This window comes from Pseudomonas sp. McL0111 (assembly GCF_052567255.1).
This window is the reverse complement of the sequence record NZ_CP199585.1, coordinates 1,944,783-1,966,659: the sequence shown is the minus strand read 5'-3', so window position 1 is coordinate 1,966,659 and position 21,877 is coordinate 1,944,783. Positions and strand designations below refer to the sequence as shown.

The 21,877-nt window shown below is 60.3% G+C and carries 23 protein-coding genes; 12 read left to right on the top strand and 11 right to left on the bottom strand.

Features of this window, described 5'->3' with window-relative positions; genetic code table 11:
• The first annotated feature begins 13 nt into the window (after positions 1-13).
• From ACTWLJ_RS08900 to ACTWLJ_RS08885, 4 genes are read left to right on the top strand one after another with little or no spacing between them, the layout of a single operon-like run.
• On the top strand, positions 14-448 hold the full coding sequence (locus tag ACTWLJ_RS08900) for a DUF4426 domain-containing protein (RefSeq protein ID WP_445180582.1): 435 nt from the start codon (positions 14-16) through the stop codon (positions 446-448).
• Positions 445-1,041: an RdgB/HAM1 family non-canonical purine NTP pyrophosphatase gene (gene rdgB / locus ACTWLJ_RS08895; RefSeq protein ID WP_201147631.1), complete on the top strand. Its 597-nt coding sequence runs from the start codon at positions 445-447 to the stop codon at positions 1,039-1,041. The genes ACTWLJ_RS08900 and rdgB overlap by 4 nt, the downstream gene beginning before the upstream one ends.
• Positions 1,038-2,243 carry a radical SAM family heme chaperone HemW gene (gene hemW / locus ACTWLJ_RS08890; protein WP_445180581.1) on the top strand — a complete coding sequence of 402 codons (1,206 nt, stop codon included), beginning with the start codon at positions 1,038-1,040 and terminating at the stop codon, positions 2,241-2,243. Before rdgB ends, hemW begins: the two co-directional genes overlap by 4 nt.
• Before the next feature lie 35 nt (positions 2,244-2,278).
• Entirely contained in the window at positions 2,279-2,602 is a 324-nt protein-coding gene (locus ACTWLJ_RS08885; RefSeq protein WP_003229134.1) for a DUF3392 domain-containing protein, read from the top strand.
• 125 nt (positions 2,603-2,727) lie between these two features.
• Here ACTWLJ_RS08885 and ACTWLJ_RS08880 read toward each other — a convergent pair whose 3' ends face one another.
• The 5 genes from ACTWLJ_RS08880 to ACTWLJ_RS08860 all read right to left on the bottom strand — a co-directional run bounded on the left by ACTWLJ_RS08880 (position 2,728) and on the right by ACTWLJ_RS08860 (position 5,946).
• Positions 2,728-3,516, bottom strand: coding sequence for a hypothetical protein (locus ACTWLJ_RS08880; protein WP_445180580.1), 789 nt, complete (start codon positions 3,514-3,516; stop codon positions 2,728-2,730).
• Positions 3,517-3,703: 187 nt separating this feature from the next.
• On the bottom strand, positions 3,704-4,429 hold the full coding sequence (gene trmB, locus ACTWLJ_RS08875; protein ID WP_445180579.1) for a tRNA (guanosine(46)-N7)-methyltransferase TrmB: 726 nt from the start codon (positions 4,427-4,429) through the stop codon (positions 3,704-3,706).
• A 9-nt stretch (positions 4,430-4,438) separates the two neighbouring features.
• Positions 4,439-5,233, bottom strand: coding sequence for a thiazole synthase (locus ACTWLJ_RS08870; RefSeq protein WP_401213610.1), 795 nt, complete (start codon positions 5,231-5,233; stop codon positions 4,439-4,441).
• 61 nt (positions 5,234-5,294) lie between these two features.
• A complete protein-coding gene (thiS, locus tag ACTWLJ_RS08865; protein ID WP_401213608.1) occupies positions 5,295-5,495 on the bottom strand; it encodes a sulfur carrier protein ThiS in 201 nt (66 codons plus the stop codon).
• A 79-nt stretch (positions 5,496-5,574) separates the two neighbouring features.
• The gene (locus ACTWLJ_RS08860) at positions 5,575-5,946 is read right to left on the bottom strand and encodes a DUF423 domain-containing protein (protein ID WP_445180578.1); all 372 of its coding nucleotides are present in this window, start codon (positions 5,944-5,946) and stop codon (positions 5,575-5,577) included.
• Positions 5,947-6,020: 74 nt separating this feature from the next.
• Between ACTWLJ_RS08860 and mtgA the strand changes: the two genes are divergently transcribed.
• Entirely contained in the window at positions 6,021-6,743 is a 723-nt protein-coding gene (gene mtgA, locus ACTWLJ_RS08855; protein WP_445180577.1) for a monofunctional biosynthetic peptidoglycan transglycosylase, read from the top strand.
• 207 nt (positions 6,744-6,950) lie between these two features.
• Here mtgA and rpoH read toward each other — a convergent pair whose 3' ends face one another.
• From rpoH to ftsY, 4 genes are all read right to left on the bottom strand, one after another.
• A complete protein-coding gene (gene rpoH / locus ACTWLJ_RS08850) occupies positions 6,951-7,805 on the bottom strand; it encodes an RNA polymerase sigma factor RpoH (protein WP_042561557.1) in 855 nt (284 codons plus the stop codon).
• Positions 7,806-7,921: 116 nt separating this feature from the next.
• Positions 7,922-8,947 (bottom strand): permease-like cell division protein FtsX, encoded by a 1,026-nt coding sequence (ftsX, locus tag ACTWLJ_RS08845; protein WP_445180576.1) that lies wholly within the window; start codon positions 8,945-8,947, stop codon positions 7,922-7,924.
• Positions 8,944-9,615, bottom strand: a complete 672-nt coding sequence (ftsE, locus tag ACTWLJ_RS08840) for a cell division ATP-binding protein FtsE (protein WP_401213597.1) — start codon at positions 9,613-9,615, stop codon at positions 8,944-8,946. Before ftsE ends, ftsX begins: the two co-directional genes overlap by 4 nt.
• Complete coding sequence (gene ftsY, locus ACTWLJ_RS08835) at positions 9,612-11,126, bottom strand: signal recognition particle-docking protein FtsY (protein WP_445180575.1); 1,515 nt, start codon at positions 11,124-11,126, stop codon at positions 9,612-9,614. Before ftsY ends, ftsE begins: the two co-directional genes overlap by 4 nt.
• 345 nt (positions 11,127-11,471) lie before the next feature.
• On the opposite strand from ftsY, the gene ACTWLJ_RS08830 reads away from it, so the two are divergent.
• From ACTWLJ_RS08830 to ACTWLJ_RS08815, 4 genes are all read left to right on the top strand, one after another.
• Positions 11,472-12,827 carry a M16 family metallopeptidase gene (locus tag ACTWLJ_RS08830; protein ID WP_401213592.1) on the top strand — a complete coding sequence of 452 codons (1,356 nt, stop codon included), beginning with the start codon at positions 11,472-11,474 and terminating at the stop codon, positions 12,825-12,827.
• Positions 12,820-14,307, top strand: a complete 1,488-nt coding sequence (locus ACTWLJ_RS08825; protein WP_445180574.1) for a M16 family metallopeptidase — start codon at positions 12,820-12,822, stop codon at positions 14,305-14,307. Before ACTWLJ_RS08830 ends, ACTWLJ_RS08825 begins: the two co-directional genes overlap by 8 nt.
• Entirely contained in the window at positions 14,307-14,918 is a 612-nt protein-coding gene (rsmD, locus tag ACTWLJ_RS08820) for a 16S rRNA (guanine(966)-N(2))-methyltransferase RsmD (RefSeq protein ID WP_445180573.1), read from the top strand. Before ACTWLJ_RS08825 ends, rsmD begins: the two co-directional genes overlap by 1 nt.
• Before the next feature lie 168 nt (positions 14,919-15,086).
• Complete coding sequence (locus ACTWLJ_RS08815; protein ID WP_445180572.1) at positions 15,087-16,085, top strand: hydrolase; 999 nt, start codon at positions 15,087-15,089, stop codon at positions 16,083-16,085.
• Between the two features lie 248 nt (positions 16,086-16,333).
• Here ACTWLJ_RS08815 and ACTWLJ_RS08810 read toward each other — a convergent pair whose 3' ends face one another.
• Positions 16,334-17,188, bottom strand: a complete 855-nt coding sequence (locus tag ACTWLJ_RS08810) for a sulfurtransferase (protein ID WP_445180571.1) — start codon at positions 17,186-17,188, stop codon at positions 16,334-16,336.
• A 32-nt stretch (positions 17,189-17,220) separates the two neighbouring features.
• The gene (locus tag ACTWLJ_RS08805; protein WP_401213581.1) at positions 17,221-17,892 is read right to left on the bottom strand and encodes a TetR/AcrR family transcriptional regulator; all 672 of its coding nucleotides are present in this window, start codon (positions 17,890-17,892) and stop codon (positions 17,221-17,223) included.
• 146 nt (positions 17,893-18,038) lie between these two features.
• Here ACTWLJ_RS08805 and ACTWLJ_RS08800 point away from each other — a divergent pair, with 146 nt between their 5' ends.
• From ACTWLJ_RS08800 to ACTWLJ_RS08790, 3 genes are all read left to right on the top strand, one after another.
• Entirely contained in the window at positions 18,039-19,469 is a 1,431-nt protein-coding gene (locus ACTWLJ_RS08800) for a coniferyl aldehyde dehydrogenase (RefSeq protein WP_445180570.1), read from the top strand.
• Between the two features lie 28 nt (positions 19,470-19,497).
• Complete coding sequence (locus ACTWLJ_RS08795; RefSeq protein WP_445180569.1) at positions 19,498-20,043, top strand: twin-arginine translocation pathway signal protein; 546 nt, start codon at positions 19,498-19,500, stop codon at positions 20,041-20,043.
• Positions 20,044-20,175: 132 nt separating this feature from the next.
• Positions 20,176-21,771 carry a GMC family oxidoreductase N-terminal domain-containing protein gene (locus ACTWLJ_RS08790; RefSeq protein WP_445180568.1) on the top strand — a complete coding sequence of 532 codons (1,596 nt, stop codon included), beginning with the start codon at positions 20,176-20,178 and terminating at the stop codon, positions 21,769-21,771.
• Positions 21,772-21,877 lie beyond the last annotated feature (106 nt).

Genomic DNA, 21,877 nt, shown 5'->3' with positions numbered 1-21,877 from the left:
GAGGAGAACGATCATGCGTCGTCTAGCGTTGTTGTTAATTACTGCCTGCCTGAGCGTCAGCGCTCTGGCAGCCGACGTCATCAAAAGCGAGCGCCAGGAAACCTTCGGCGACGTGACGGTGCACTACAACACTTTCAACTCCACTTACCTGCAACCGGACATCGCCAAGGCTGCCGAGCTGATCCGCAGCAAGAATCAGGGCGTGATCAATGTCTCGGTGATCAAGGATGGCAAACCGCTGATCGGCAACGTCACCGGTACCGTCAAGGACCTGACCAGCCAGAGCGTGGCGCTGAATTTCCGTCAGGTCAGCGAACAGGGCGCGGTCTATTACATCGCGCAATACCCGGTCGATCAGCAGGAAATCCGTACCTTCGAGATCAAGGTGCAGACCGGTGACAAAATCAACACCATCAACTTCAACCAAGAGCTTTTCCCCGGCGAATGATGAACCTCAAGCAACTCGTACTGGCCAGCCATAACGCCGGCAAACTCAAAGAACTCCAGGCCATGCTCGGCGAATCGGTGCAACTGCGCTCGATTGGCGAGTGGAGCAAGGTCGAGCCGGAAGAAACCGGCCTGTCGTTCGTCGAGAACGCGATCCTCAAGGCGCGCAACGCTGCACGCATTTCCGGTTTGCCGGCGCTGGCCGACGATTCCGGGCTGGCGGTGGATTTCCTTGGTGGTGCACCGGGCATCTATTCGGCGCGTTATGCCGACGGCAAGGGCGATGCGGCGAACAACGCCAAACTGCTCGATGCCCTGAAAGACGTGCCGGAAGCCGAACGCGGCGCGCAATTCGTTTGCGTTCTGGCGCTGGTGCGGCACGCCGATGATCCGTTGCCGATTCTCTGCGAAGGCCTGTGGCACGGGCGCATCCTCACCGCCGCCAGCGGCGAACACGGTTTTGGCTACGACCCGTTGTTTTGGGTGCCGGAGCGCAATGTCTCCAGCGCTGAACTGAGCCCGGCCGACAAGAACCAGATCAGCCACCGCGCCCGAGCAATGGATCTGCTGCGCCAGCGTCTGGGCTTGAAATGACCCATGATTCCTCCGCGTCGTCGCTGATTATCGGCGGCGCCGCCTCCTCGCCTCGGGCCCCGCTGCCAACGCTGCCGCCCCTGGCGCTGTACATCCACATCCCGTGGTGTGTGCGCAAATGCCCGTATTGCGACTTCAACTCGCACACCGCTAGCCCGGTGTTGCCGGAGCAGGAATACGTCGACGCGCTGCTGGCCGATCTCGATCAGGATCTGCACGCGGTGTATGGCCGTGAGATCAGCTCGATCTTCTTTGGTGGCGGCACGCCCAGCCTGTTCAGCGCCGAAGCGCTTGGGCGATTGCTGGAAGGTGTCGAAGCGCGCATTCCGTTCGCCAGCGACATTGAAATCACCCTTGAGGCCAACCCCGGCACCTTCGAACAAGAGAAGTTCGTCGCGTACCGCAAGCTCGGCATCAATCGCCTGTCGATTGGCATCCAGAGCTTTCAGCCGGAAAAGCTCAAGGCCCTCGGCCGCATCCACAACGGTGACGAAGCAGTACGCGCGGCCGGTATGGCGCGTCAGGCCGGGTTCGATAACTTCAATCTGGACTTGATGCACGGCTTGCCCGATCAATCGCTGGACGATGCGCTGAGCGACTTGCGCCAGGCTATCGAACTGCAGCCGACGCACATTTCCTGGTATCAGCTGACTCTGGAGCCGAACACGGTGTTCTGGAACCAGCCGCCCGTGCTGCCGGAAGACGACACGCTGTGGGACATTCAGGAAGCCGGACAAGCGCTGTTGGCCGAGCACGGTTACGCGCAATACGAAGTTTCGGCCTACGCCCAGGCGGGTCGCCCGGCACGGCATAACCTCAATTACTGGAGTTTCGGCGACTTCATCGGCATTGGTGCCGGGGCGCACGGCAAGCTCAGCCATCCGGACGGGCGCATTATGCGCACCTGGAAAACCCGCCTGCCGAAGGACTATCTGAATCCGGCGAAAAGCTTCCTCGCTGGCGAGAAGGCCCTGACCAATGGCGAGATGCCGTTCGAGTTTCTGATGAATGCGCTGCGCCTGACTGAAGGGGTGGAATCGCGCCTGTATCCGGAACGCACCGGCCTGTCGCTGGAGAGTCTCGCCGAACACCGGCAGGAGGCCGAACAAAGTGGCTTGTTGCAGGTCGAACCGTCACGTCTGGCGGCCACCGAGCGCGGACAGCTGTTCCTCAACGACTTGCTGCAGAAATTTTTGAGCTGAGCCCGATCCCAAACGGCAGCCCTAAGGAAAAACCCATGGATTTGATACTCGACCTGCTTGCCACCGTCTCGCGCTGGAGCCGTAGCAACCTCTCGGAAATCGCTTTGGCACTGGTGGGCTGCTTGCTGGTGCTGTTCGGCGCCGACTTCAAAGGCTGGGTCGAGCAACGCCTGGGCAGCATCGCCGGCGCCTTGCGCGTCCCGCTGATGGCCCTGCTGTGCGTGATCGGCAGCGGCGCTGCGCTGATCTACGCCACGCCGTGGGTGGTCAAGGGCTTGAGCCAGTTCAACAACTACAGCCTTGCGCCGGTGTTGTTGGTGGTACTGGTGTTGATCGGCGTAGTCGCCGACCGCCGCTGATCTCTGACACGACACAAACAACTGTGGGAGCGGGCTTGCTCGCGAAGGCGTCATGTCAGCCAACAACACTGCTGAATGACCGATAACTTTCGCGAGCAGGCTCGCTCCCACATTGACCGCAATCCTTACTTGGTTTGCGCGCCGCCGAATTCCTTCTCGTAGTAATCCTTGAGCTCCAAAGAGTCAGTACAACCTAATGCCAGAGCTTGATTGAGATAGTCCAGACTAAGCTTTTCCGGCTGACCTTTTTCAGTAAAACTTGTCGACGCCAAAACGTAATAAGCCTCTGCCCGATACTGGTCGTAGCTCAACAGCATCGCCTTGGCTTCCGCCTGAAGATTGGCCAGCGTCCTTTCAGTGTTCAGTGGTGCACGCAGATCCTGAAAGCAAAACGAACGTTTTATCGGAAGGGGATAGTTATCCTGATACCCATCCGCCCGCTCCAGACGGTGCCGTAGCTGCTCCAAGTATTTCAGGTGCACGGCACTTCTGAAGTCGTAGCGCATGTACACCTTGTCGCATTGCGCGAAATAGGCCACCGTTGCGGCAAACAAGCCAGCGTCCATTGCCTTTTGCAGAAGCTCGCAAACTTGCTTTCTTTCTTCGGTTGTCTGGGTGGGCTTGCTGCCCATATTCGCCAGTAAGTACGTTGCGATGATATGCCCGCCTTGTGACGCCATCTGCAAGTCATGCTTGAACTGCGGCGCAATCGCCATGGCACGCTGCAGAGTCGCCGCATCTGCCTCGGAATCGAGTTTGCCATCGGCCTCACGTTGCAGTAATTCATCCAGGACCTGAGTCATCTGCTCGGTCTTCTGCCTTGCCTGTTCAAAGTATTCGTCAGGCGTTGTCGGCTCGGCGGCGAATACCGCTGAGGACAACAGCAAAAGCACAGCGGCAAGAACAAGCTTCACAACATGACTTCCTTTTCGGGTTCAGGGACCTAGAGCTTTCGGCGGCCCGCCACCAAACTTTAAGCCCCCCAAAAACAACTGTGGGAGCGAGCCTGCTCGCGATAGCCCTTTAACATTCAACATCGTCGTTGACTGTCAGAACGCAATCGCTAGCAGGCTAGCTCCCACAGTTTTTATTGCGTGATGCTTACGCCTGTTTTTCGAACTTCAGGTCCCACACGCCATGCCCAAGACGTTCGCCACGGCGTTCGAACTTGGTGATCGGGCGTTCGGTCGGACGCGGGACGCATTTGCCGTCTTCGGCAAGGTTGCGATAGCCCGGGGCGACGTTCATCACTTCCAGCATGTATTCGGCATACGGTTCCCAGTCGGTGGCCATGTGCAGAATGCCGCCAACCTTCAACTTGCTGCGCACCAGTTCAGCGAACGACGCCTGAACGATACGACGCTTGTGGTGACGGCTCTTGTGCCACGGGTCCGGGAAAAACAGCATCAGACGATCGAGGCTGTTGTCGGCGATGCAGCGGTTGAGCACTTCAATCGCGTCGCAATCGTAGACCCGCAGGTTGGTCAGGCCCTGCGTCAGCACGCCATTGAGCAGCGCGCCGACACCCGGACGGTGAACTTCAACGCCAATGAAATCCTGATCCGGTGCAGCCGCGGCCATTTCCAGCAGCGAGTGGCCCATGCCGAAACCGATTTCCAGCGAGCGCGGTGCGGAGCGGCCGAACACCTGGTCGTAATCAACCGGTGCGTCGGCCAGCGGCAGCACGAATAGCGGTGTGCCTTGATCCAGACCTTTCTGCTGGCCTTCGGTCATGCGCCCGGCGCGCATCACGAAACTCTTGATGCGGCGGTGTTGGCGCTCGTCGCCTTCTTCCGTCTGGATTGGCGTGTCGTTCGATTCAGTCATCAATGGCTCTTACTTGATCAGACCATCCAGCGGCGAAGAGGCGCTGGCATAGAGTTTTTTCGGCATACGGCCGGCGAGGTAGGCCAGACGGCCTGCAACGATGGCGTGTTTCATGGCTTCAGCCATCATGATCGGCGAACCTGCGTGGGCGATGGCCGAGTTCATCAGCACCGCGTCACAGCCCAGCTCCATGGAGATGGTGGCGTCGGAGGCAGTACCGACACCGGCATCCACCAGCACCGGGATTTTCGCTTCTTCGAGGATGATCTGCAGGTTGTACGGATTGCAGATACCCAGCCCGGAACCGATCAGACCGGCCAGCGGCATCACCGCGATGCAGCCGATTTCCGCCAATTGACGGGCGATGATCGGGTCATCGCTGGTGTAAACCATCACGTCGAAGCCTTCCTTGACCAGCGTTTCAGCGGCCTTGAGGGTTTCGATCACGTTGGGGAACAGGGTTTTCTGATCGGCCAGCACTTCCAGCTTCACCAGATTGTGGCCATCGAGCAGCTCACGGGCCAGGCGGCAGGTGCGCACAGCTTCGATGGCGTCGTAGCAACCGGCGGTGTTCGGCAGGAAGGTGTAGCGATCCGGCGACAGCACGTCGAGCAGGTTCGGCTCGCCCTCGATCTGGCCGAGGTTGGTGCGGCGCACGGCGAAGGTAACGATTTCGGCACCCGAGGCTTCGATGGCTGCGCGGGTTTCTTCCATGTCACGGTACTTGCCGGTACCGACCAGCAAACGCGACTGGTAAGTACGACCGGCCAGAACGAAAGGCTTGTCGCTACGAACGATGCTCATGGGGAATCCTCTGTTGGGGTGAGGGACTTGCAGAATTCTGTGACCGCACAGGCTGTGCTGTTCAGCCGCCGCCGATGGCGTGCACCACTTCGACGTTGTCGCCGTCGTTGAGCGCGGTATCGGCATGCAGGCTGCGCGGGACGATATCCAGATTGAGTTCAACCGCCACCCGGCGTCCGGTCAGATCCAGACGGGTCAGCAGGGCCGCAACGGTTTCACCGTCGGGCAGTTCAAGGGATTCGCCGTTCAACTGAATGCGCATGCGCTAGGCCGCCATCATTTTTAGGGGGTGGCATTCTAGCCCGATCATGACCTAAAGGTCAGCACCAAGCGTCAAGCGGTTAGCTCAGGCGCCAGGCGGCGATGCCCAGGCATATCCAGCCGACCAGAAATGCCAGACCGCCGAACGGCGTAATGATGCCGAGCTTGCTGATGCCGGTGGTGGTCAGCACATAAAGGCTGCCGGAGAACAGCAGAATGCCCACGGCGAAAGAAATGCCGGCCCAGGTGACCAGTCGTCCCTGAATCTGTGTCGCCAGCAGCGCGACACCGAACAACGCCAGGGTGTGCACCAGTTGATAGGTGACGCCCGTGTGGAAAATCGCCAGATACTCGGGGGTCAGGCGGCTTTTCAGGCCATGGGCGGCGAATGCGCCCAGCGCCACACCGGTAAAGCCAAAGAAAGCAGCCAGCATCAGAAAGCCACGCAGCATGAAGAACTCCAGTCAGACTCAATCGGCGGGGTCTGTATAATGGCCCGCTCAACCGGTTCGGCCAAGCCATCTCTATGCTGCGTTCAATTTTCCGTCGTATTACAAAGGCCCTGCTCTGGTTCGCGGGCGGCAGCGTGTTGCTGGTCTTGCTGTTTCGCTTCGTGCCGCCCCCGGGGACGGCGCTGATGGTCGAGCGCAAGATCGAATCCTGGGTCGACGGCGAGCCGATTGACCTGCAACGCACCTGGAAACCGTGGGACGAGATTTCGGACGACCTGAAGGTCGCGGTGATTGCCGGCGAAGACCAGAAATTCCCTGAACACTGGGGTTTTGATTTCGGGGCAATTCAGGCGGCGCTGGCACACAACGAACTGGGCGGTACCGTTCGCGGCGCCAGCACCTTGAGCCAGCAAGTCTCGAAAAACCTGTTCCTGTGGTCGGGCCGCAGTTATCTGCGCAAAGGCCTGGAAGCGTGGTTTACCGCGCTGATCGAGGTGTTGTGGCCCAAGCAGCGGATTCTTGAGGTGTACCTGAACAGCGTCGAATGGGATGACGGCGTGTTCGGCGCCGAAGCTGCTGCCCGGCATCACTTTGGCGTGAGCGCCAGGTCGCTATCCCGGCAGCAGGCGAGTTATCTGGCGGCGGTGTTACCTAACCCGCGAGTCTGGAGCGCCAGCCATCCGACCGCTTATGTGTCGCGCCGCGCCGGATGGATTCGCCAGCAAATGAGCCAGTTGGGCGGGGACAGCTATCTGCTGGGCCTCAACGATTCGCGCCGGGCGCCTTGGGCGCAATAACCCCACACAATCTTCCAGACACCAAGAAACCCTGTGGGAGCGAGCTTGCTCGCGAAAGCGGTGGGGCTGCCAGCATCATCGTTAACTGACACGACGCCTTCGCGGGCAAGCCCGCTCCCACAGGGGACAAGGTGAAGCCGAAAAATGTGTATAAAAAAACGCCCCGATCATCTCTGATCGGGGCGTTTTTGTTTGTCGCGGCGCCGGTTATGCGGCGATCGACAACTTGAGCTTGTTCATCGCACTCTTCTCGAGTTGACGAATACGCTCTGCCGACACGTTGTACTTCTGTGCGAGGTCGTGCAGCGTGGCTTTCTCTTCTGCCAGCCAGCGCTGGTAGAGGATGTCGCGGCTGCGTTCGTCCAGCACTTCCAGTGCTTCGTGCAGGTTGTTGTTGGAGTTGTCGCTCCAGTCTGCGTCTTCCAGTTGACGGGCCGGGTCGTACCGGTGGTCTTCCAGATAGTTGGCCGGCGACTGGAATGCACTGTCGTCGTCCGCTTCGGCAGCCGGGTCGAAGGCCATGTCATGACCGGTCAGGCGGCTTTCCATCTCGCGCACTTCACGCGGTTCAACGCCGAGGCTTTCCGCCACACGGTGGACTTCCTCGTTGTTCAGCCACGCCAGACGTTTCTTCTGGCTGCGCAGGTTGAAGAACAGCTTGCGCTGGGCCTTGGTGGTCGCGACTTTCACAATGCGCCAGTTGCGCAGGATGAACTCGTGAATTTCCGCCTTGATCCAGTGCACTGCGAACGACACCAGACGCACGCCCATTTCCGGGTTGAAACGTTTTACAGCCTTCATCAGGCCGACGTTACCTTCCTGGATCAGGTCAGCCTGAGCCAGACCGTAGCCGGAATAGCTACGGGCGATATGTACGACAAAACGCAGGTGGGCGAGCACCATCTGCCGAGCCGCCCCCAAATCCTGCTCATAGTAGAGACTCTCGGCCAGTTCACGCTCCTGCTCCGGCGTCAGCAATGGAATGCTGTTCACGGTGTGCACATAGGCTTCCAGGTTTGCGCCTGGAACCAACGCGTACGCAGGTTGCAAAGAATTGGTCATACGAAAAAACCTCCCACTTACATTACTCGTGCCTTTCAGCACTGCGAAAAATTGACCGGGAACTCAAAAGGAAGTTCCCTTAAAAACCGCAAGGTCAATCACGCGCAAAAAAGATTCTACTTCGGCGCCAGCTCCCTGAGATGACGTGCGACTGCAATCCATGCACCGATATAACCCAACAGCACCGCGCCAAGCAAGAGCGACAGACCATCGGCAACTGGCACTCCGGCCAGCGCAAAATCACTGCCGTACAAACCGGCCAGTCCAACCACCGCGTCATTCAGCCAGTCCAGGCCGAACGCCAGCACACCCCAGGACAGAACCCCCGCACCCAAACCATACAGCGCGCCCATATAAAGGAAGGGACGACGCACATAGCTGTCAGTGCCGCCGACGAGTTTAATCACTTCTATCTCTGTGCGGCGGTTTTCAATATGAAGACGAATGGTATTGCCTATCACCAAAAGTAATGCAGAAACCAGAAGCACCGTCAGACCGAAGACAAACCGATCACCGAGCTTGAGGATGGCAGCCAGACGCTCGACCCAGACTAGATCAAGTTGCGCCTGTTGTACCTTCGGCAGCTCGGAAAGTTTTTGTCTTAATGCTTCCAGCGTCGTCTTGTCGACTTCGTTCGGGGTGACCAGCACCACGCCGGGCAGCGGGTTTTCCGGCAGCTCGCGCAGGGCTTCGCCCAATCCGGACTGCTGCTGGAACTCCTCAAGCGCCTGATCGCGGCCGACATATTCAGCATCAGCTACGCCGGGCATGCCTTTGATCTGTTCACGCAGCGACTCGCCCTGCTCGGGGCTGGCGTCGAGTTGCAGGTACAGCGAAATCTGCGCCGCACGCTGCCACGAACCACCCAGCCGCTCGACATTACTGAGCAACAGCGACAAACCCATCGGCAAACTCAGCGCCACAGCCATCACCATGCAGGTGAAAAAGCTGCCAATCGGCTGCTTGCCGAGGCGACGCAGGCTGTCCATCAGGCTGGCGCGGTGGTTTTCAATCCACGAACGCAACAGCGTGGAGAAATCCGGGCCGTCATCGTCGTCGTGTTTTTTCTTTTTCGGTGGCTGCGGATCGGCGGCCTTCGGGGCCACACGCTCGGAAACCTTAGGACTGCGAGTAGCACTCATTCCCCGGCCTCCCCGTCGCCAATCAATCGGCCGCGTTGCAGCGTCAGCATGCGATGGCGCATGCGCGCAATCAGCGCCAGGTCGTGACTGGCGATCAGTACGCTGGTGCCCAGTCGGTTGATATCTTCGAACACGCCCATGATTTCGGCCGCCAGACGCGGGTCGAGGTTACCGGTCGGTTCGTCCGCCAGCAGCAAGGCCGGACGGTGAACGATGGCGCGGGCGATGCCGACGCGCTGCTGTTGACCGGTGGACAAGTCGCCCGGGTACAGATCGGTTTTATCCGACAGCGCCACGCGCTCCAGTGCCGAATCCACACGTTTGGCGATCTCGGCCTTGGACAGCCCGAGGATCTGTAGCGGCAAAGCGACGTTGTTGAACACCGTGCGATCGAACAGCAATTGGTGATTCTGGAACACCACGCCGATCTGTCGACGCAGGTACGGAATCTGCGCATTGCTGATGGTGCTCAGGTCTTGCCCGGCCAGCAGCAGTTTGCCGCTGGTCGGACGTTCCATCGCCAACAACAGCCGTAAAAGCGTGGATTTACCGGCACCGGAGTGGCCGGTAACAAACAAGAACTCGCCACGACGGACTCGAAAGCTCAGCTCATGCAAGCCGACGTGACCGTTCGGGTAGCGTTTACCGACCTGTTCGAAACGAATCATGAACGCTCCCGCTCGGCAAAGAGTGCCTGGACAAAGGGTTCTGCTTCAAAAGTACGCAAATCGTCGATGCCTTCACCGACGCCGATGTAGCGGATCGGCAGGCCGAACTGCTTGGCCAGGGCGAAAATCACCCCACCCTTGGCGGTGCCGTCGAGCTTGGTCAGCGCCAGGCCGGTCAAAGTGACGGTCTGGTTGAATTGCTTGGCCTGATTGATCGCGTTCTGGCCGGTGCCGGCGTCGAGCACCAGCAGCACTTCGTGCGGCGCGTCTTCGTCGAGCTTGCCGATCACCCGGCGAACCTTTTTCAATTCTTCCATCAGGTTGTCTTTGGTGTGCAGACGACCGGCGGTGTCAGCGATCAACACGTCAATGCCACGGGCCTTGGCGGCCTGCACGGCATCGAAGATCACCGAAGCCGAATCGGCGCCAGTGTGCTGGGCGATCACCGGAATCTTGTTGCGCTCACCCCAGACCTGCAATTGCTCCACGGCAGCGGCGCGGAAGGTGTCACCGGCAGCCAGCATGACTTTCTTGCCTTCCAGTTGCAGCTTCTTCGCCAGTTTGCCGATGGTGGTGGTTTTGCCGGCGCCGTTGACGCCAACCACCAGAATCACGAACGGTTTGTTCTGCGAGACGATTTTCAGCGGTTGCTCAACGGGTTTGAGCATCGCGGCCAGTTCGGCTTGCAGGGATTTGTACAGTGCGTCGGCGTCGGCCAGCTCTTTGCGGGCAACCTTCTGGGTCAGACGCTGGATGATCTGCGTGGTGGCTTCGACACCCACGTCGGCGGTCAGCAGACGGGTTTCGAGGTCATCAAGCAACTCGTCATCAATGATTTTGCGGCCGAGAAACAGGCTGGCCATGCCTTCGCCGATGCTGGCGCTGGTCTTCGACAAGCCTTGCTTGAGGCGGGCGAAGAAACCGGCTTTCGACTCTTCGGTACGCGGCGCTTCGACCGGGGTTTCGATAATTGGCTCCGCCGCAACGACTGGCGCAGCGACAACCGGTGCAGGCACGGGTTGCTGAACATCCGGGGCAACCGGGGCAACCGGCTCGACGAAGACCGGAGCCACTGGCTCGGCAACGATCGGCACTGGCTCGACCACAACCTCTACCACCGGCTCAATCACCGGGGCTTGAACCGGTTCCGGAGCCAACACTGTCGGCGCCGAAATCGGTGGAGTGATGTGCGGCGCGGCCTCTTCAACCAGCGCTACCGGCTCTTCCGCTACCGGCAAGGTCAGCCAAGGCTCGGCCGCCGGCGACAGCGGCAGTTCAGCCGCAACAGGCGCTTCAGGCTCAGCCTCGACCACCGGTTGCAACACCGGCTCGGCAATCGGCAGCACAATCGGCGCCGGCGCTTCTTCTATTACAGGTGCCGGAGCGGGCTCAGGAATCGCAGGCGGCTGTTCGATGACGGGTTCCTGCGGCTTTTTGCGCAGCCATCCGAACAGGCTTTTTTTCTCGCCAGCCGCAGCTGGGGTCTTCTTGTCGTCGTTGGAACCAAACATGGAGGACGGCTATCTCACGGTAGCGACGCGCCATAAGGGCGCCCCGGCAAATAAATATTCGATGCAGAACAGACTGTGTTTCACCCAGCTTGTTCACGCGCAACATTTTGTCGAGGCGCCAAAGGCACCTCAAAGGTCGACTAATACGAAGGACTGGAACGGCATCGTCGGCGAAAACGCAGAGTTTAGCTGACAAACTCAAAGCTTCTGCCGGAAACCCATACAACCTATCGACTGATCAATGGCCTGATAGGCGTGGCCGCCAGTAAAACGGATCAGTATCCTAGCACCTCCTCGCCCGCCTAGGCTAAGACCAAGCGGGCAGCCCAACAGGTTTAAAAACGAATGAATGCTCTAGCCCGCCGCGCCGCTGGCCTGCTGCTCAGCACAGTCTGCCTGCCCCTTTCGGCCCTGGCCGCCGACCCGCAACCGACTCACGAATTCACCCTCGACAACGGCTTGAAGGTCGTCGTGCGCGAAGACCATCGCGCGCCGGTGGTGGTATCGCAGATCTGGTACAAGGTCGGCTCCAGCTACGAAACCCCGGGCCAGACCGGTCTGTCTCACGCACTGGAACACATGATGTTCAAGGGCAGCGAGAAAATCGGCCCCGGCGAAGCGTCGCTGATCCTGCGCGACCTCGGCGCCGAAGAGAACGCATTCACCAGCGATGACTTCACCGCTTATTACCAGGTGCTCGCTCGCGATCGTCTGGGCGTTGCCTTCGAACTGGAAGCTGACCGCATGGCCACTCTGCGCCTGCCGGCTGACGAGTTCGCCAAGGAAATCGAAGTCATCAAGGAAGAGCGCCGTCTGCGCACCGATGACAAACCGATGTCCAAGGCTTACGAGCGCTTCAAGGCCATGGCTTACCCGGCCAGCGGTTACCACACGCCGACCATCGGCTGGATGGCTGACCTGGACCGGATGAAGGTCGAGGAACTGCGTCACTGGTATCAATCCTGGTATGTGCCGAACAACGCCACGCTGGTAGTAGTCGGTGACGTCACCCCGGACGAAGTCAAAACCCTCGCCCAGCGTTACTTCGGGCCAATCGCCAGGCGCGATGTGCCGCCATCGAAAAAACCGCTGGAGCTGGCCGAGCCCGGCGAACGTCTGATCACCCTGCATGTGCAGACTCAACTGCCTAGCCTGATGCTTGGTTTCAACGTGCCGAGCATCGCCACCGCCGAAGACAAACGCTCGGTGAATGCCCTGCGCCTGATTTCGGCGCTGTTGGACGGCGGCTATAGCGGGCGCATCCCGACGCAACTGGAACGCGGCGAAGAGCTGGTCTCCGGCGGTTCGTCGAGCTACGACGCCTACACCCGTGGCGACAGCCTGTTTACCCTGTCGGCCACGCCGAACACTCAGAAGAAAAAGACCATGGCCCAGGCTGAAGCCGGTCTGTGGAAACTGCTGGAACAACTGAAAACCACCGCACCGACCGCTGAAGAGCTGGCGCGTGTGCGTGCACAAGTGATTGCCGGTCTGGTTTTCGAGCGTGACTCGATCACCAGCCAGGCCACCGCCATCGGCCAGCTTGAGACCGTCGGTCTGTCCTGGAAGCTGATGGACACCGAACTCGCCGATCTGGAAAGCGTGACCCCGCAAGATATCCAGGACGCCGCCAAGCTGTACTTCACCCGCGAACGTCTCAGCGTCGCCCACGTCCTGCCACTGGAGACGACTCATGAGTGAGCGCAAAACCCCACGCCTGCTGCTCGGCCTGATCGCCGTAGCTGTCATCGGCTCCGCCGCGTTCTATCTGGTGCCGAGCGACAAAACCAACGCCAGTGAGGCGCTGGACAACGCCAAGACCAGCCAGAAGTTGCAATCGCTGGCCGAACTCGACGGCAAGGCCCCGGCCACGCGCAAACTGGACGTGCAGACCTGGAACACCGCCGAAGGCACCAAGGTGCTGTTCGTCGAGGCCCATGAACTGCCGATGTTTGACATGCGTCTGATCTTCGCCGCCGGCAGCAGCCAGGACGGCAAGGCACCGGGTCTGGCCGTGCTGAGCAACGCAATGCTCAACGAAGGCGTGGCCGGCAAGGATGTCAGCGCTATCGCCCAGGGTTTTGAAAGCCTCGGTGCGGACTTTGGCAATGGCGCCTACCGCGACATGGCGATTGCTTCACTTCGTAGCCTGAGTGCGCCCGAGCAACGCGAACCGGCGTTGAAACTGTTCTCGGAAGTGATTGGCAAGCCGACTTTCCCGGCTGACTCCTTCGCGCGCATCAAGAACCAGATGCTCGCCGGTTTCGAATACCAGAAGCAAAACCCCGGCAAACTCGCCAGCCTGGAACTGATGAAGCGTCTGTATGGCGATCATCCGTATGCGAATTCCAGCGACGGCACGGCGCAAACCGTTCCGAAGATCACTCTCGCGCAACTGCGTGAATTCCATGAGAAGGCCTACGCGGCCGGCAACGTGGTGATTGCGCTGGTCGGTGATCTGTCGCGCAGCGAAGCCGAGGCAATTGCCAATCAGGTGTCCGGCGCCCTGCCCAAAGGCCCCGCGCTGGCGAAAATCGCCCAGCCGCAGGAACCGAAAGCCAGCATCGGCCACATCGAGTTTCCGTCCAAGCAGACCAACCTGATGATCGCCCAACTGGGCATCGACCGTGACGACCCGGATTACGCTGCGCTGTCGATGGGCAACCAGATCCTTGGCGGCGGTGGTTTCGGCACCCGTCTGATGAGCGAAGTACGTGAGAAGCGCGGCCTGACTTACGGTGTGTACTCGGGTTTCAGCCCGATGCAGGCTCGCGGCCCGTTCATGATCAATCTGCAGACCCGCGCAGAAATGAGCGAAGGCACGCTGAAACTGGTGCAGGACGTGCTCGCCGACTATTTGAAAACCGGCCCGACCCAGAAAGAACTCGACGACGCCAAACGCGAACTGGCCGGTAGCTTCCCGCTGTCCACCGCGAGCAACGCCGACATCGTTGGCCAGCTTGGCGCGATGGGTTTCTATAATCTGCCGCTGACCTATCTGGACGACTTCATGCGTCAGTCCCAGAGCCTCACGGTCGAGCAAGTCAAAGACGCAATGAACAAACACTTGAGCACGGACAAACTGGTCATCGTCAGCGCTGGCCCGACCGTGCCGCAAAAGCCGTTACCGGCCCCATCTGATAAACCTGCCGAGCAACCGCTCGGGGTTCCGGAGCATTAATGGCTACTCGTCCTAAAAAACCCGTCCACAACGTCCATAACGGCGTGAATCAGCTGCGCATCATTGGCGGCGAATGGGGCAGCCGCAAGCTGAGCTTCCCCGATGCGCCGGGCCTGCGCCCGACGCCGGACCGGGTGCGCGAAACCCTGTTCAACTGGCTGGCACCGTACGTAGAGGGCGCGAAAGTGCTCGATCCGTTTGCCGGCAGCGGCGCGCTGTTTCTCGAAGCGCTGTCCCGTGGCGCGGCCATGGGTCAGGCGCTGGACGCCAGCAACATTGCGGTTTCGAGCCTGAAAGAACACCTCGGCACGCTGCGCTGCACCACCGGTCAGGTGCAGACCGCTGACGCCCTGCGCTATCTGGAGACCCAAACGGCGACTGCCTACGACCTGGTATTCCTCGACCCGCCGTTCAATCAGAACCTGCTGCCGGCGGTGTGCAAGCTGCTGGAAGAGCGCCAATGGCTGGCCGACGATGCGTGGGTCTACACTGAAAGCGAGACCGCGCCATCGACCCTCGGCCTGCCGGGCAACTGGCGCCTGCACCGCGAGCAGAAATCCGGGCGCGTTTACTACGCGTTGTGGCAGCGCACGGCAGAGATCACCGGCTAACTGAAAGCCGGGAAAAAACCTGTGGCGAGGGAGCTTGCTCCCGCTGGGTCGCGAAGCGGCCCCTTTTCAAAACAGGGACTGCTGCGCAGTCCAGCGGGAGCAAGCTCCCTCGCCACAAAAGTGTGTGTGCTCTGAAAATTGACTCACATTGCTGCATCGAGAACCATCGTGTCCCTTTCGTCAGAACGCTTCACCCCCGCTTTCGGCCTCGGCAACCCGCACCTGCAAACCTTGTGGGGGCCGCTGTGGCGCAAAACCGTACACCTTGATCGCGAGCGCGAACGCCTGTGGCTCGACGACGGCGATTTCCTCGACCTCGACTGGCACGGCCCGCACAGCGCCGACGCACCGTTGGTGCTGGTATTGCACGGGCTGACCGGTTCCTCGAACTCGCCTTACGTCGCCGGGATGCAAGCCGCCCTCGCCGCGCAAGGCTGGGCCAGTGTCGCGCTGAACTGGCGTGGCTGCTCGGGCGAACCGAATCTGCTGCCACGCAGCTATCACTCCGGCGCCAGCGAAGACCTCGCCGAAACCATCAAGCATCTGCGCGCCAAGCGACCACTGGCGCCGCTGTATGCCGTCGGTTATTCGCTGGGCGGCAACGTGCTGCTCAAGCACTTGGGCGAAACCGGCCGCGAAAGCGGTGTGCTTGGTGCGGTCGCGGTATCGGTGCCGTTTCGTCTGGACCAATGCGCGGATCGGATCGGCCAAGGGTTTTCCAAGGTCTATCAGGCGCACTTCATGCGCGAGATGCTCGCCTACATCAAGAACAAACAACGGCAGTTCCAGCATGACGGACGCGAAGACGGCCTCGCCGCGCTGGCCGCGCTCGGCTCTCTGGAGAACATGCGCACGTTCTGGGATTTCGATGGCCGAGTGACCGCGCCGCTGCATGGCTTTGTCGATGCCGAGGACTATTACCGCCGCGCATCGAGCCGCTACTTCCTCGGCGAGATCCACACGCCGACCCTGATTATTCAGGCAGCGGACGATCCATTCGTGTTCCCGCACAGCTTGCCGCAAGCCAGCGAGCTGTCCTCGTCCACGCAGTTCGAATTGCAGACCCGGGGCGGGCATGTCGGATTCGTCGACGGTTCATTCCGTCAGCCGGGTTACTACCTGGAACGGCGCATCCCGCAATGGCTGGCCGCCGCAGGGCGCGAGTAGCGCCATGAACGATCAGGGCGAGTCGAGCCGCTTTTGGTAGACCGAGCCACCTGAGCCGGCAGTTCGAGCAGGCTTATGGCGTCGGGCCTGCTGCGTATCGCAATGCCCGACGGACGCCAGAAGACACCCAATGATCCAATGTGGGAGCGAGCTTGCTCGCGAAAGCGGTGTGTCAGCCGACATCTCCATCGACTAACACGACCTCTTCGCGAGCAAGCTCGCTCCCACAGGGGTTCAGCAGTTACTGACTATTCGCCGGTGGCGATGCCGCGGGCCGGTTCGTTGATCCACTCGCTCCATGACCCCGCGTACAGCGAAGCCAACGGATAACCCGCCAGACACAACGCAAACAGATTGTGGCAAGCCGTTACCCCGGACCCGCAATACGCGACCAGTTCAGACGGTGAGCGCTCGCCCAGTTTCGCGGCAAAGCGCTGTTTGAGCTGATCGGCCGGCAGGAATCGTCCGTCGCTGCCGAGGTTGTCGGTGAACGCCGCACATTGCGCACCGGGAATGTGCCCGGCAATCGGATCGATCGGTTCTACTTCACCCTTGAAACGCGGCAATCCGCGGGCATCAAGCAAGGTCAGCGTCGGTTGGCCGAGGCGCTTGTGCAATTGCTCGGCGCTGAGCAACAGATGCATGTCTGCTTGTCCGCTGAAATTGCTGCGAGACACGCTCGGCGCGTCGAGACTCAGCGGCAGGCCCGCCGCATGCCAGGCCTTTAGGCCGCCATCGAGAATGAACACGCCATCACGCTTGCCCAGCCACGCCAGCAACCACCAGGCCCGCGCCGCATAAGCGCCGGGGCCGTCGTCATACAGAATCACTTCGCTGTCGGCATTGATGCCCCAGGCTTGCAGTCGCTCGATCAACGCCGCTGGCTCGGGCAACGGGTGGCGCCCGGTCTTGCCCTTGATCACCGGGCCACTGAGGTCACGCTCAAGATCGGCGAAGCTCGCCCCGGCAATGTGCCCTTCGGCGTAGCTGCGCTGACCGTAATCCGGATCTTCGAGGGCAAAACGACAATCGAGAATCACCAGCCCCGGCTGCTCCTTGCGGGCATCCAACGCTTGCGGGCTGATCAGTTGCGCAATCGGCATAGCGGACTCCTGTGGGACGACATCGAAATTGTTTATTGCACTTCTTCGAGGGCCTGGGCCAGCGGCACGTAGAACTCCTCGAACAACGCATTGACCTCTTCGCGGGCCTGCTCTGTGACAAAACCTGCTTCCAGCACCAACACCTGATACACACCACGTTTAATGGCCTGCTCGCTGAGGTGCTTGGAGTTCTCCCGCGTGGTGCACAGAAACCTTACCCAAGAGGTAAGGATGATCCAGGCATTCAGCGTCAGGGATTCGATTTGCACGCGATCCATCTTGAGAATCCCGGCAGCCACGAACCCTTCGTAGATCGCCGTGCCCTGAATCAGGCAACGCTGAGAGAAACGCCGGTAGCGCGCAGCCAGGTCCGCATCGCTGTCGAGCAAATGTTCCAGATCACGATGCAAAAAGCGATAGCCCCACATCGCCGACAGCAGCTCCTTGAGGTAGTAGCGCTTGTCTTCGACCGTGGCAGCACGCCCCTGAGGCGGGCGCAGAAAGCTGTCCACCAGGCTTTCGTACTCACTGAACAGCACGGCGATAATCGCCTGCTTGTTGGGGAAGTGGTAGTACAGATTGCCCGGAGAAATCTCCATATGGGCCGCGATGTGATTGGTGCTGATACTGCGTTCGCCCTGCTGATTGAACAGCTCGAGGCTGTTCTGCACGATGCGCTCGCTGGTTTTTATCCGTGGGGCCATGGCTTGAGCTTAAATTCAGAGTGCGATAGCGGGCATCTTACGACCTATCGGTCAGCGGATAAAACCGCACCGGTTCAGGAAGTCATTTGACTTTGTAGAGCATAGACTCTAAAAAGTTCCTCACTAGAATAAATCCGGAGCTGACCATGACTGCCGACATTGCCTACTTGCAGGCGCTTCAACAGCCGTTGGACGAGCTCAATCGGCTGTTCGACGGCCAGCGCACAGCGTATGCCGCCAACCCGATGCCGCCTGCCGCCCAGCGCCAGCAATGGCTCAAGGCGTTGCGCGATCTGTTGAGCAATGAACGTCAGGCCTTGATCGAAGCAATCAGCACCGATTTCAGTCACCGCAGCGCTGACGAAACCCTGCTGGCCGAGCTGATGCCGAGCCTGCACGGCATCCATTACGCCAGCCGCCACATCAAGCAGTGGATGAAGCCCTCGCGGCGCAAAGTCGGCGTCGCCTTCCAGCCTGCTGCGGCAAAAGTGGTGTATCAGCCGCTGGGCGTGGTCGGCGTCATCGTGCCGTGGAACTACCCGCTGTTTCTTGCCATCGGCCCGCTGGTCGGTGCCCTTTCGGCGGGCAACCGGGTGATGCTCAAGCTCAGCGAATCGACCCCGGCCACCGGCCTGCTGCTCAAGGAACTGCTCGCGCGGATCTTCCCCGAAGACCTGGTCTGCGTAGTGCTCGGTGAAGCCGACGTCGGCGTGGCGTTCTCCCGACTGCGCTTCGATCACCTGCTATTCACCGGCGCTACCAGCATCGGCAAACATGTGATGCGCGCCGCCGCAGAAAACCTGACCCCTGTGACCCTCGAACTGGGCGGCAAGTCCCCTGCCATCGTCTCCCGCGACGTACCGCTGAAAGACGCTGCCGAACGCATCGCCTTCGGCAAAACCCTCAACGCCGGCCAGACCTGCGTCGCCCCGGATTACGTGCTGGTGCCGGAAGACCGCGTCGGCGCGTTCGTCGAGGCTTATCGTCAGGCGGTTCAGGGGTTTTATCCGACGCTCGCCGACAACCCGGACTACACCGCAATCATCAACGATCGCCAATTGGCGCGACTCAACAGCTATCTCAGCGACGCCACCAGCAAGGGCGCGCTACTGATTCCGCTGTTCGATCAAGGCCAGGGCCGACGCATGCCGCACAGTCTGTTGCTGAATGTCAGCGACGACATGACGGTAATGCAGGATGAAATCTTCGGCCCGTTGCTGCCAATCGTGCCGTATCAGGATCTGGATCAGGCATTTGCCTACATCAATCAGCGCCCTCGTCCTCTGGCCCTTTACTACTTTGGCTACGACAAGCGTGAGCAGAATCGCGTATTGCACGAAACCCATTCGGGCGGCGTATGCCTGAATGACACCTTGCTGCACGTCGCGCAGGACGACATGCCGTTCGGCGGCATTGGCGCCTCGGGCATGGGTCATTACCACGGTCACGAAGGTTTCCTGACTTTCAGCAAGGCCAAGGGCGTACTGATCAAGCAGCGCTTCAACGCGGCCAGGCTGATTTATCCACCGTATGGCACGTCGATTCAGAAACTGATCCAGAAACTGTTCATTCGCTAACGCAAGTCACCGCCTGGTAAAAACAACAATGCACCCAAGCCTGACCGAAACACCTGCACTGTCACGCCGTGGCCTGCTGAAATTCAGCCTCGGCGCCACCGCGTTTCTTGCCACTGCCGGGCTTGGCGCGAGCCTCAGTGGCTGTTCGTCGAGCATCGCCGCCAACGGTTTCGTCACGTTACGCGACGGCGATCTGCTGTTTTTACGCGCGTTGATTCCGGTGATGCTAGACGGCGCCGTAGCCGCGACAGCCATGCCCGCCGCCGTCGACGGCACGCTGAAGTCGTTGGACTACAGCCTCAATCACCTGTCGCCGGAAATGCTCAAACTCACCCGGCAACTGTTCGACGTGCTCGGCATGACCGTGACTCGTGGCCCGCTCACCGGCATTTGGGGCAGCTGGGAAAACGCCAGTCCCGAGGCCATGCGGCATTTCCTCGACCGCTGGCAGAACAGCTCGCTGAGTCTGTTGCGCATGGGCCATAGCTCCCTGCAGCAAATGGTGATGATGGCGTGGTACACCCGCGCCGAGTCCTGGGCCCATTGCGGCTACCCCGGCCCACCCACCGTCTGAAACCGTGGAGCCCCTATCGCGAGCAGGCTCACTCCCACAGGGGTCGCATTCCAAATGTAGGAGTGAGCCTGCTCGCGATGAGGCCAACAGCAGCACTATCCATCTGCCAGACAACAATAAGAGAGCCTGAACATGCCCGTACCCGACCCGTTCCGCGAAGGCCTCGCCCGTGGCTGGAAAACCTACAACGGCGCGCAACTGACCAATGACCTGACGCTGGAAGCCGACGTGGCAATCATCGGCAGCGGCGCTGGCGGCGGCACCACTGCGGAAATCCTCAGCGCCGCCGGCTATAAAGTGTTGCTGATCGAAGAAGGCCCGCTGAAAACCAGCAGCGACTTCAAAATGCTCGAAGACGAGGCCTACAGCAGCCTCTATCAGGAAGGCATCGGCCGCATGAGCAAGGACGGCGCCATCACCATCCTGCAAGGACGCGCCGTCGGCGGCACCACGCTGATCAACTGGACGTCGAGCTTTCGCACCCCCGATCCAACCCTCGAACACTGGGCCAAGGAGCACAACGTCAAGGGTCATACCCCGGCCGACATGGCGCCATGGTTCGAGAAAATGGAAAAACGCCTCGGCGTCGCCCCCTGGATGGTTCCGCCAAATGCCAACAACGACGTGATCCGTAAAGGCTGTGAGCAACTCGGCTATAGCTGGCATGTCATTCCGCGCAACGTGCTCGGCTGCTGGAACCTCGGTTATTGCGGCATGGGCTGCCCGACCAATGCCAAGCAATCGATGATGGTCACGACCATTCCCGCCACGCTGGAAAAGGGCGGCGAGCTGCTCTATCTGGCTCGCGCCGAAAAGTTGTTGCTCAGTGGCGACAAGGTCACCGGCCTGCAATGCGTGGCAATGGATGAACGCTGCGTCGAGCCCACCGGCCGCACCATCACGGTCAAGGCGCGGCATTACGTGCTGGCCGGTGGCGGCATCAACAGCCCGGGGCTGCTGTTGCGTTCGGATGCTCCCGATCCGCATAAATGCCTCGGCAAACGCACGTTTCTGCATTTGGTGAATATGTCCGCCGGGCGTTTCGAAGAAGTGGTCAATCCGTTCTACGGCGCGCCGCAGTCAATCTATTCGGACTATTTCCAGTGGAAGGACGGCACCACCGGGCCGATGGGCTACAAACTTGAAGTGCCGCCGCTGCAACCGGCGCTGGCGGCAACTCTGCTCGGCGGTTTTGGCCAGCAGAACGCCGAGCACATGGCCGATCTGCCGCACACCCATGCCATGCTCGCGTTGCTGCGCGACGGCTTTCACCCGGACAGCCCAGGCGGTAGCGTCGAATTGCGTGGCGATGGCTCGCCAGTGCTCGACTATCAGGTCTCGCCCTACGCTTGGGAAGGTCTGCGCCGGGCGTTCCACAGCATGGCCGAGATTCAGTTTGCCGGTGGTGCCAAATCGGTGATGCCGATGCACGCCGATGCGCGCTACGTGAACAGCCTGGCCGAAGCGCGCTCGCTGATTGACGGTCTGAGCCTTGAGTTGTATCGCACCCGGCTGGGCAGCGCTCACGTCATGGGCGGTTGCGCGATGGGCGAAGACCCGAAAACTGCGGTCACCGACAGCCTGGGTCGTCATCATCAACTGAGCAATCTATCGATTCACGACGGCTCGCTGTTTCCCACCAGCATCGGCGCCAACCCGCAATTGTCGGTGTATGGCCTTACGGCGCAACTGGCGACATCCCTCGTCGATCGACTGAGAAATCCGTGAAAAAAACGATTATTCGTCTCGTCTATAGTGCTTTCTTACCCAACAGGCGACTTGGCCGACCGGGACGGCTGCGATACCATCCGACTCCCCAACGGACTCCCGCCAG

What these genes read in the sequence shown, in the direction of transcription:
- ACTWLJ_RS08805 (WP_401213581.1), bottom strand. Translation starts at nt 17,892, where the DNA reads ATGGCCCCACGGATAAAAACCAGCGAGCGCATCGTGCAGAACAGCCTC.
- ACTWLJ_RS08900 (WP_445180582.1), top strand. Translation starts at nt 14, where the DNA reads ATGCGTCGTCTAGCGTTGTTGTTAATTACTGCCTGCCTGAGCGTCAGC.
- ACTWLJ_RS08830 (WP_401213592.1), top strand. Translation starts at nt 11,472, where the DNA reads ATGAATGCTCTAGCCCGCCGCGCCGCTGGCCTGCTGCTCAGCACAGTC.
- ACTWLJ_RS08825 (WP_445180574.1), top strand. Translation starts at nt 12,820, where the DNA reads ATGAGTGAGCGCAAAACCCCACGCCTGCTGCTCGGCCTGATCGCCGTA.
- rsmD (WP_445180573.1), top strand. Translation starts at nt 14,307, where the DNA reads ATGGCTACTCGTCCTAAAAAACCCGTCCACAACGTCCATAACGGCGTG.
- ACTWLJ_RS08800 (WP_445180570.1), top strand. Translation starts at nt 18,039, where the DNA reads ATGACTGCCGACATTGCCTACTTGCAGGCGCTTCAACAGCCGTTGGAC.
- ftsY (WP_445180575.1), bottom strand. Translation starts at nt 11,126, where the DNA reads ATGTTTGGTTCCAACGACGACAAGAAGACCCCAGCTGCGGCTGGCGAG.
- thiS (WP_401213608.1), bottom strand. Translation starts at nt 5,495, where the DNA reads ATGCGCATTCAGTTGAACGGCGAATCCCTTGAACTGCCCGACGGTGAA.
- ftsX (WP_445180576.1), bottom strand. Translation starts at nt 8,947, where the DNA reads ATGAGTGCTACTCGCAGTCCTAAGGTTTCCGAGCGTGTGGCCCCGAAG.
- ACTWLJ_RS08860 (WP_445180578.1), bottom strand. Translation starts at nt 5,946, where the DNA reads ATGCTGCGTGGCTTTCTGATGCTGGCTGCTTTCTTTGGCTTTACCGGT.
- hemW (WP_445180581.1), top strand. Translation starts at nt 1,038, where the DNA reads ATGACCCATGATTCCTCCGCGTCGTCGCTGATTATCGGCGGCGCCGCC.
- ACTWLJ_RS08795 (WP_445180569.1), top strand. Translation starts at nt 19,498, where the DNA reads ATGCACCCAAGCCTGACCGAAACACCTGCACTGTCACGCCGTGGCCTG.
- ACTWLJ_RS08810 (WP_445180571.1), bottom strand. Translation starts at nt 17,188, where the DNA reads ATGCCGATTGCGCAACTGATCAGCCCGCAAGCGTTGGATGCCCGCAAG.
- ACTWLJ_RS08885 (WP_003229134.1), top strand. Translation starts at nt 2,279, where the DNA reads ATGGATTTGATACTCGACCTGCTTGCCACCGTCTCGCGCTGGAGCCGT.
- ACTWLJ_RS08790 (WP_445180568.1), top strand. Translation starts at nt 20,176, where the DNA reads ATGCCCGTACCCGACCCGTTCCGCGAAGGCCTCGCCCGTGGCTGGAAA.
- ACTWLJ_RS08870 (WP_401213610.1), bottom strand. Translation starts at nt 5,233, where the DNA reads ATGAGCATCGTTCGTAGCGACAAGCCTTTCGTTCTGGCCGGTCGTACT.
- trmB (WP_445180579.1), bottom strand. Translation starts at nt 4,429, where the DNA reads ATGACTGAATCGAACGACACGCCAATCCAGACGGAAGAAGGCGACGAG.
- ftsE (WP_401213597.1), bottom strand. Translation starts at nt 9,615, where the DNA reads ATGATTCGTTTCGAACAGGTCGGTAAACGCTACCCGAACGGTCACGTC.
- mtgA (WP_445180577.1), top strand. Translation starts at nt 6,021, where the DNA reads ATGCTGCGTTCAATTTTCCGTCGTATTACAAAGGCCCTGCTCTGGTTC.
- rdgB (WP_201147631.1), top strand. Translation starts at nt 445, where the DNA reads ATGATGAACCTCAAGCAACTCGTACTGGCCAGCCATAACGCCGGCAAA.
- rpoH (WP_042561557.1), bottom strand. Translation starts at nt 7,805, where the DNA reads ATGACCAATTCTTTGCAACCTGCGTACGCGTTGGTTCCAGGCGCAAAC.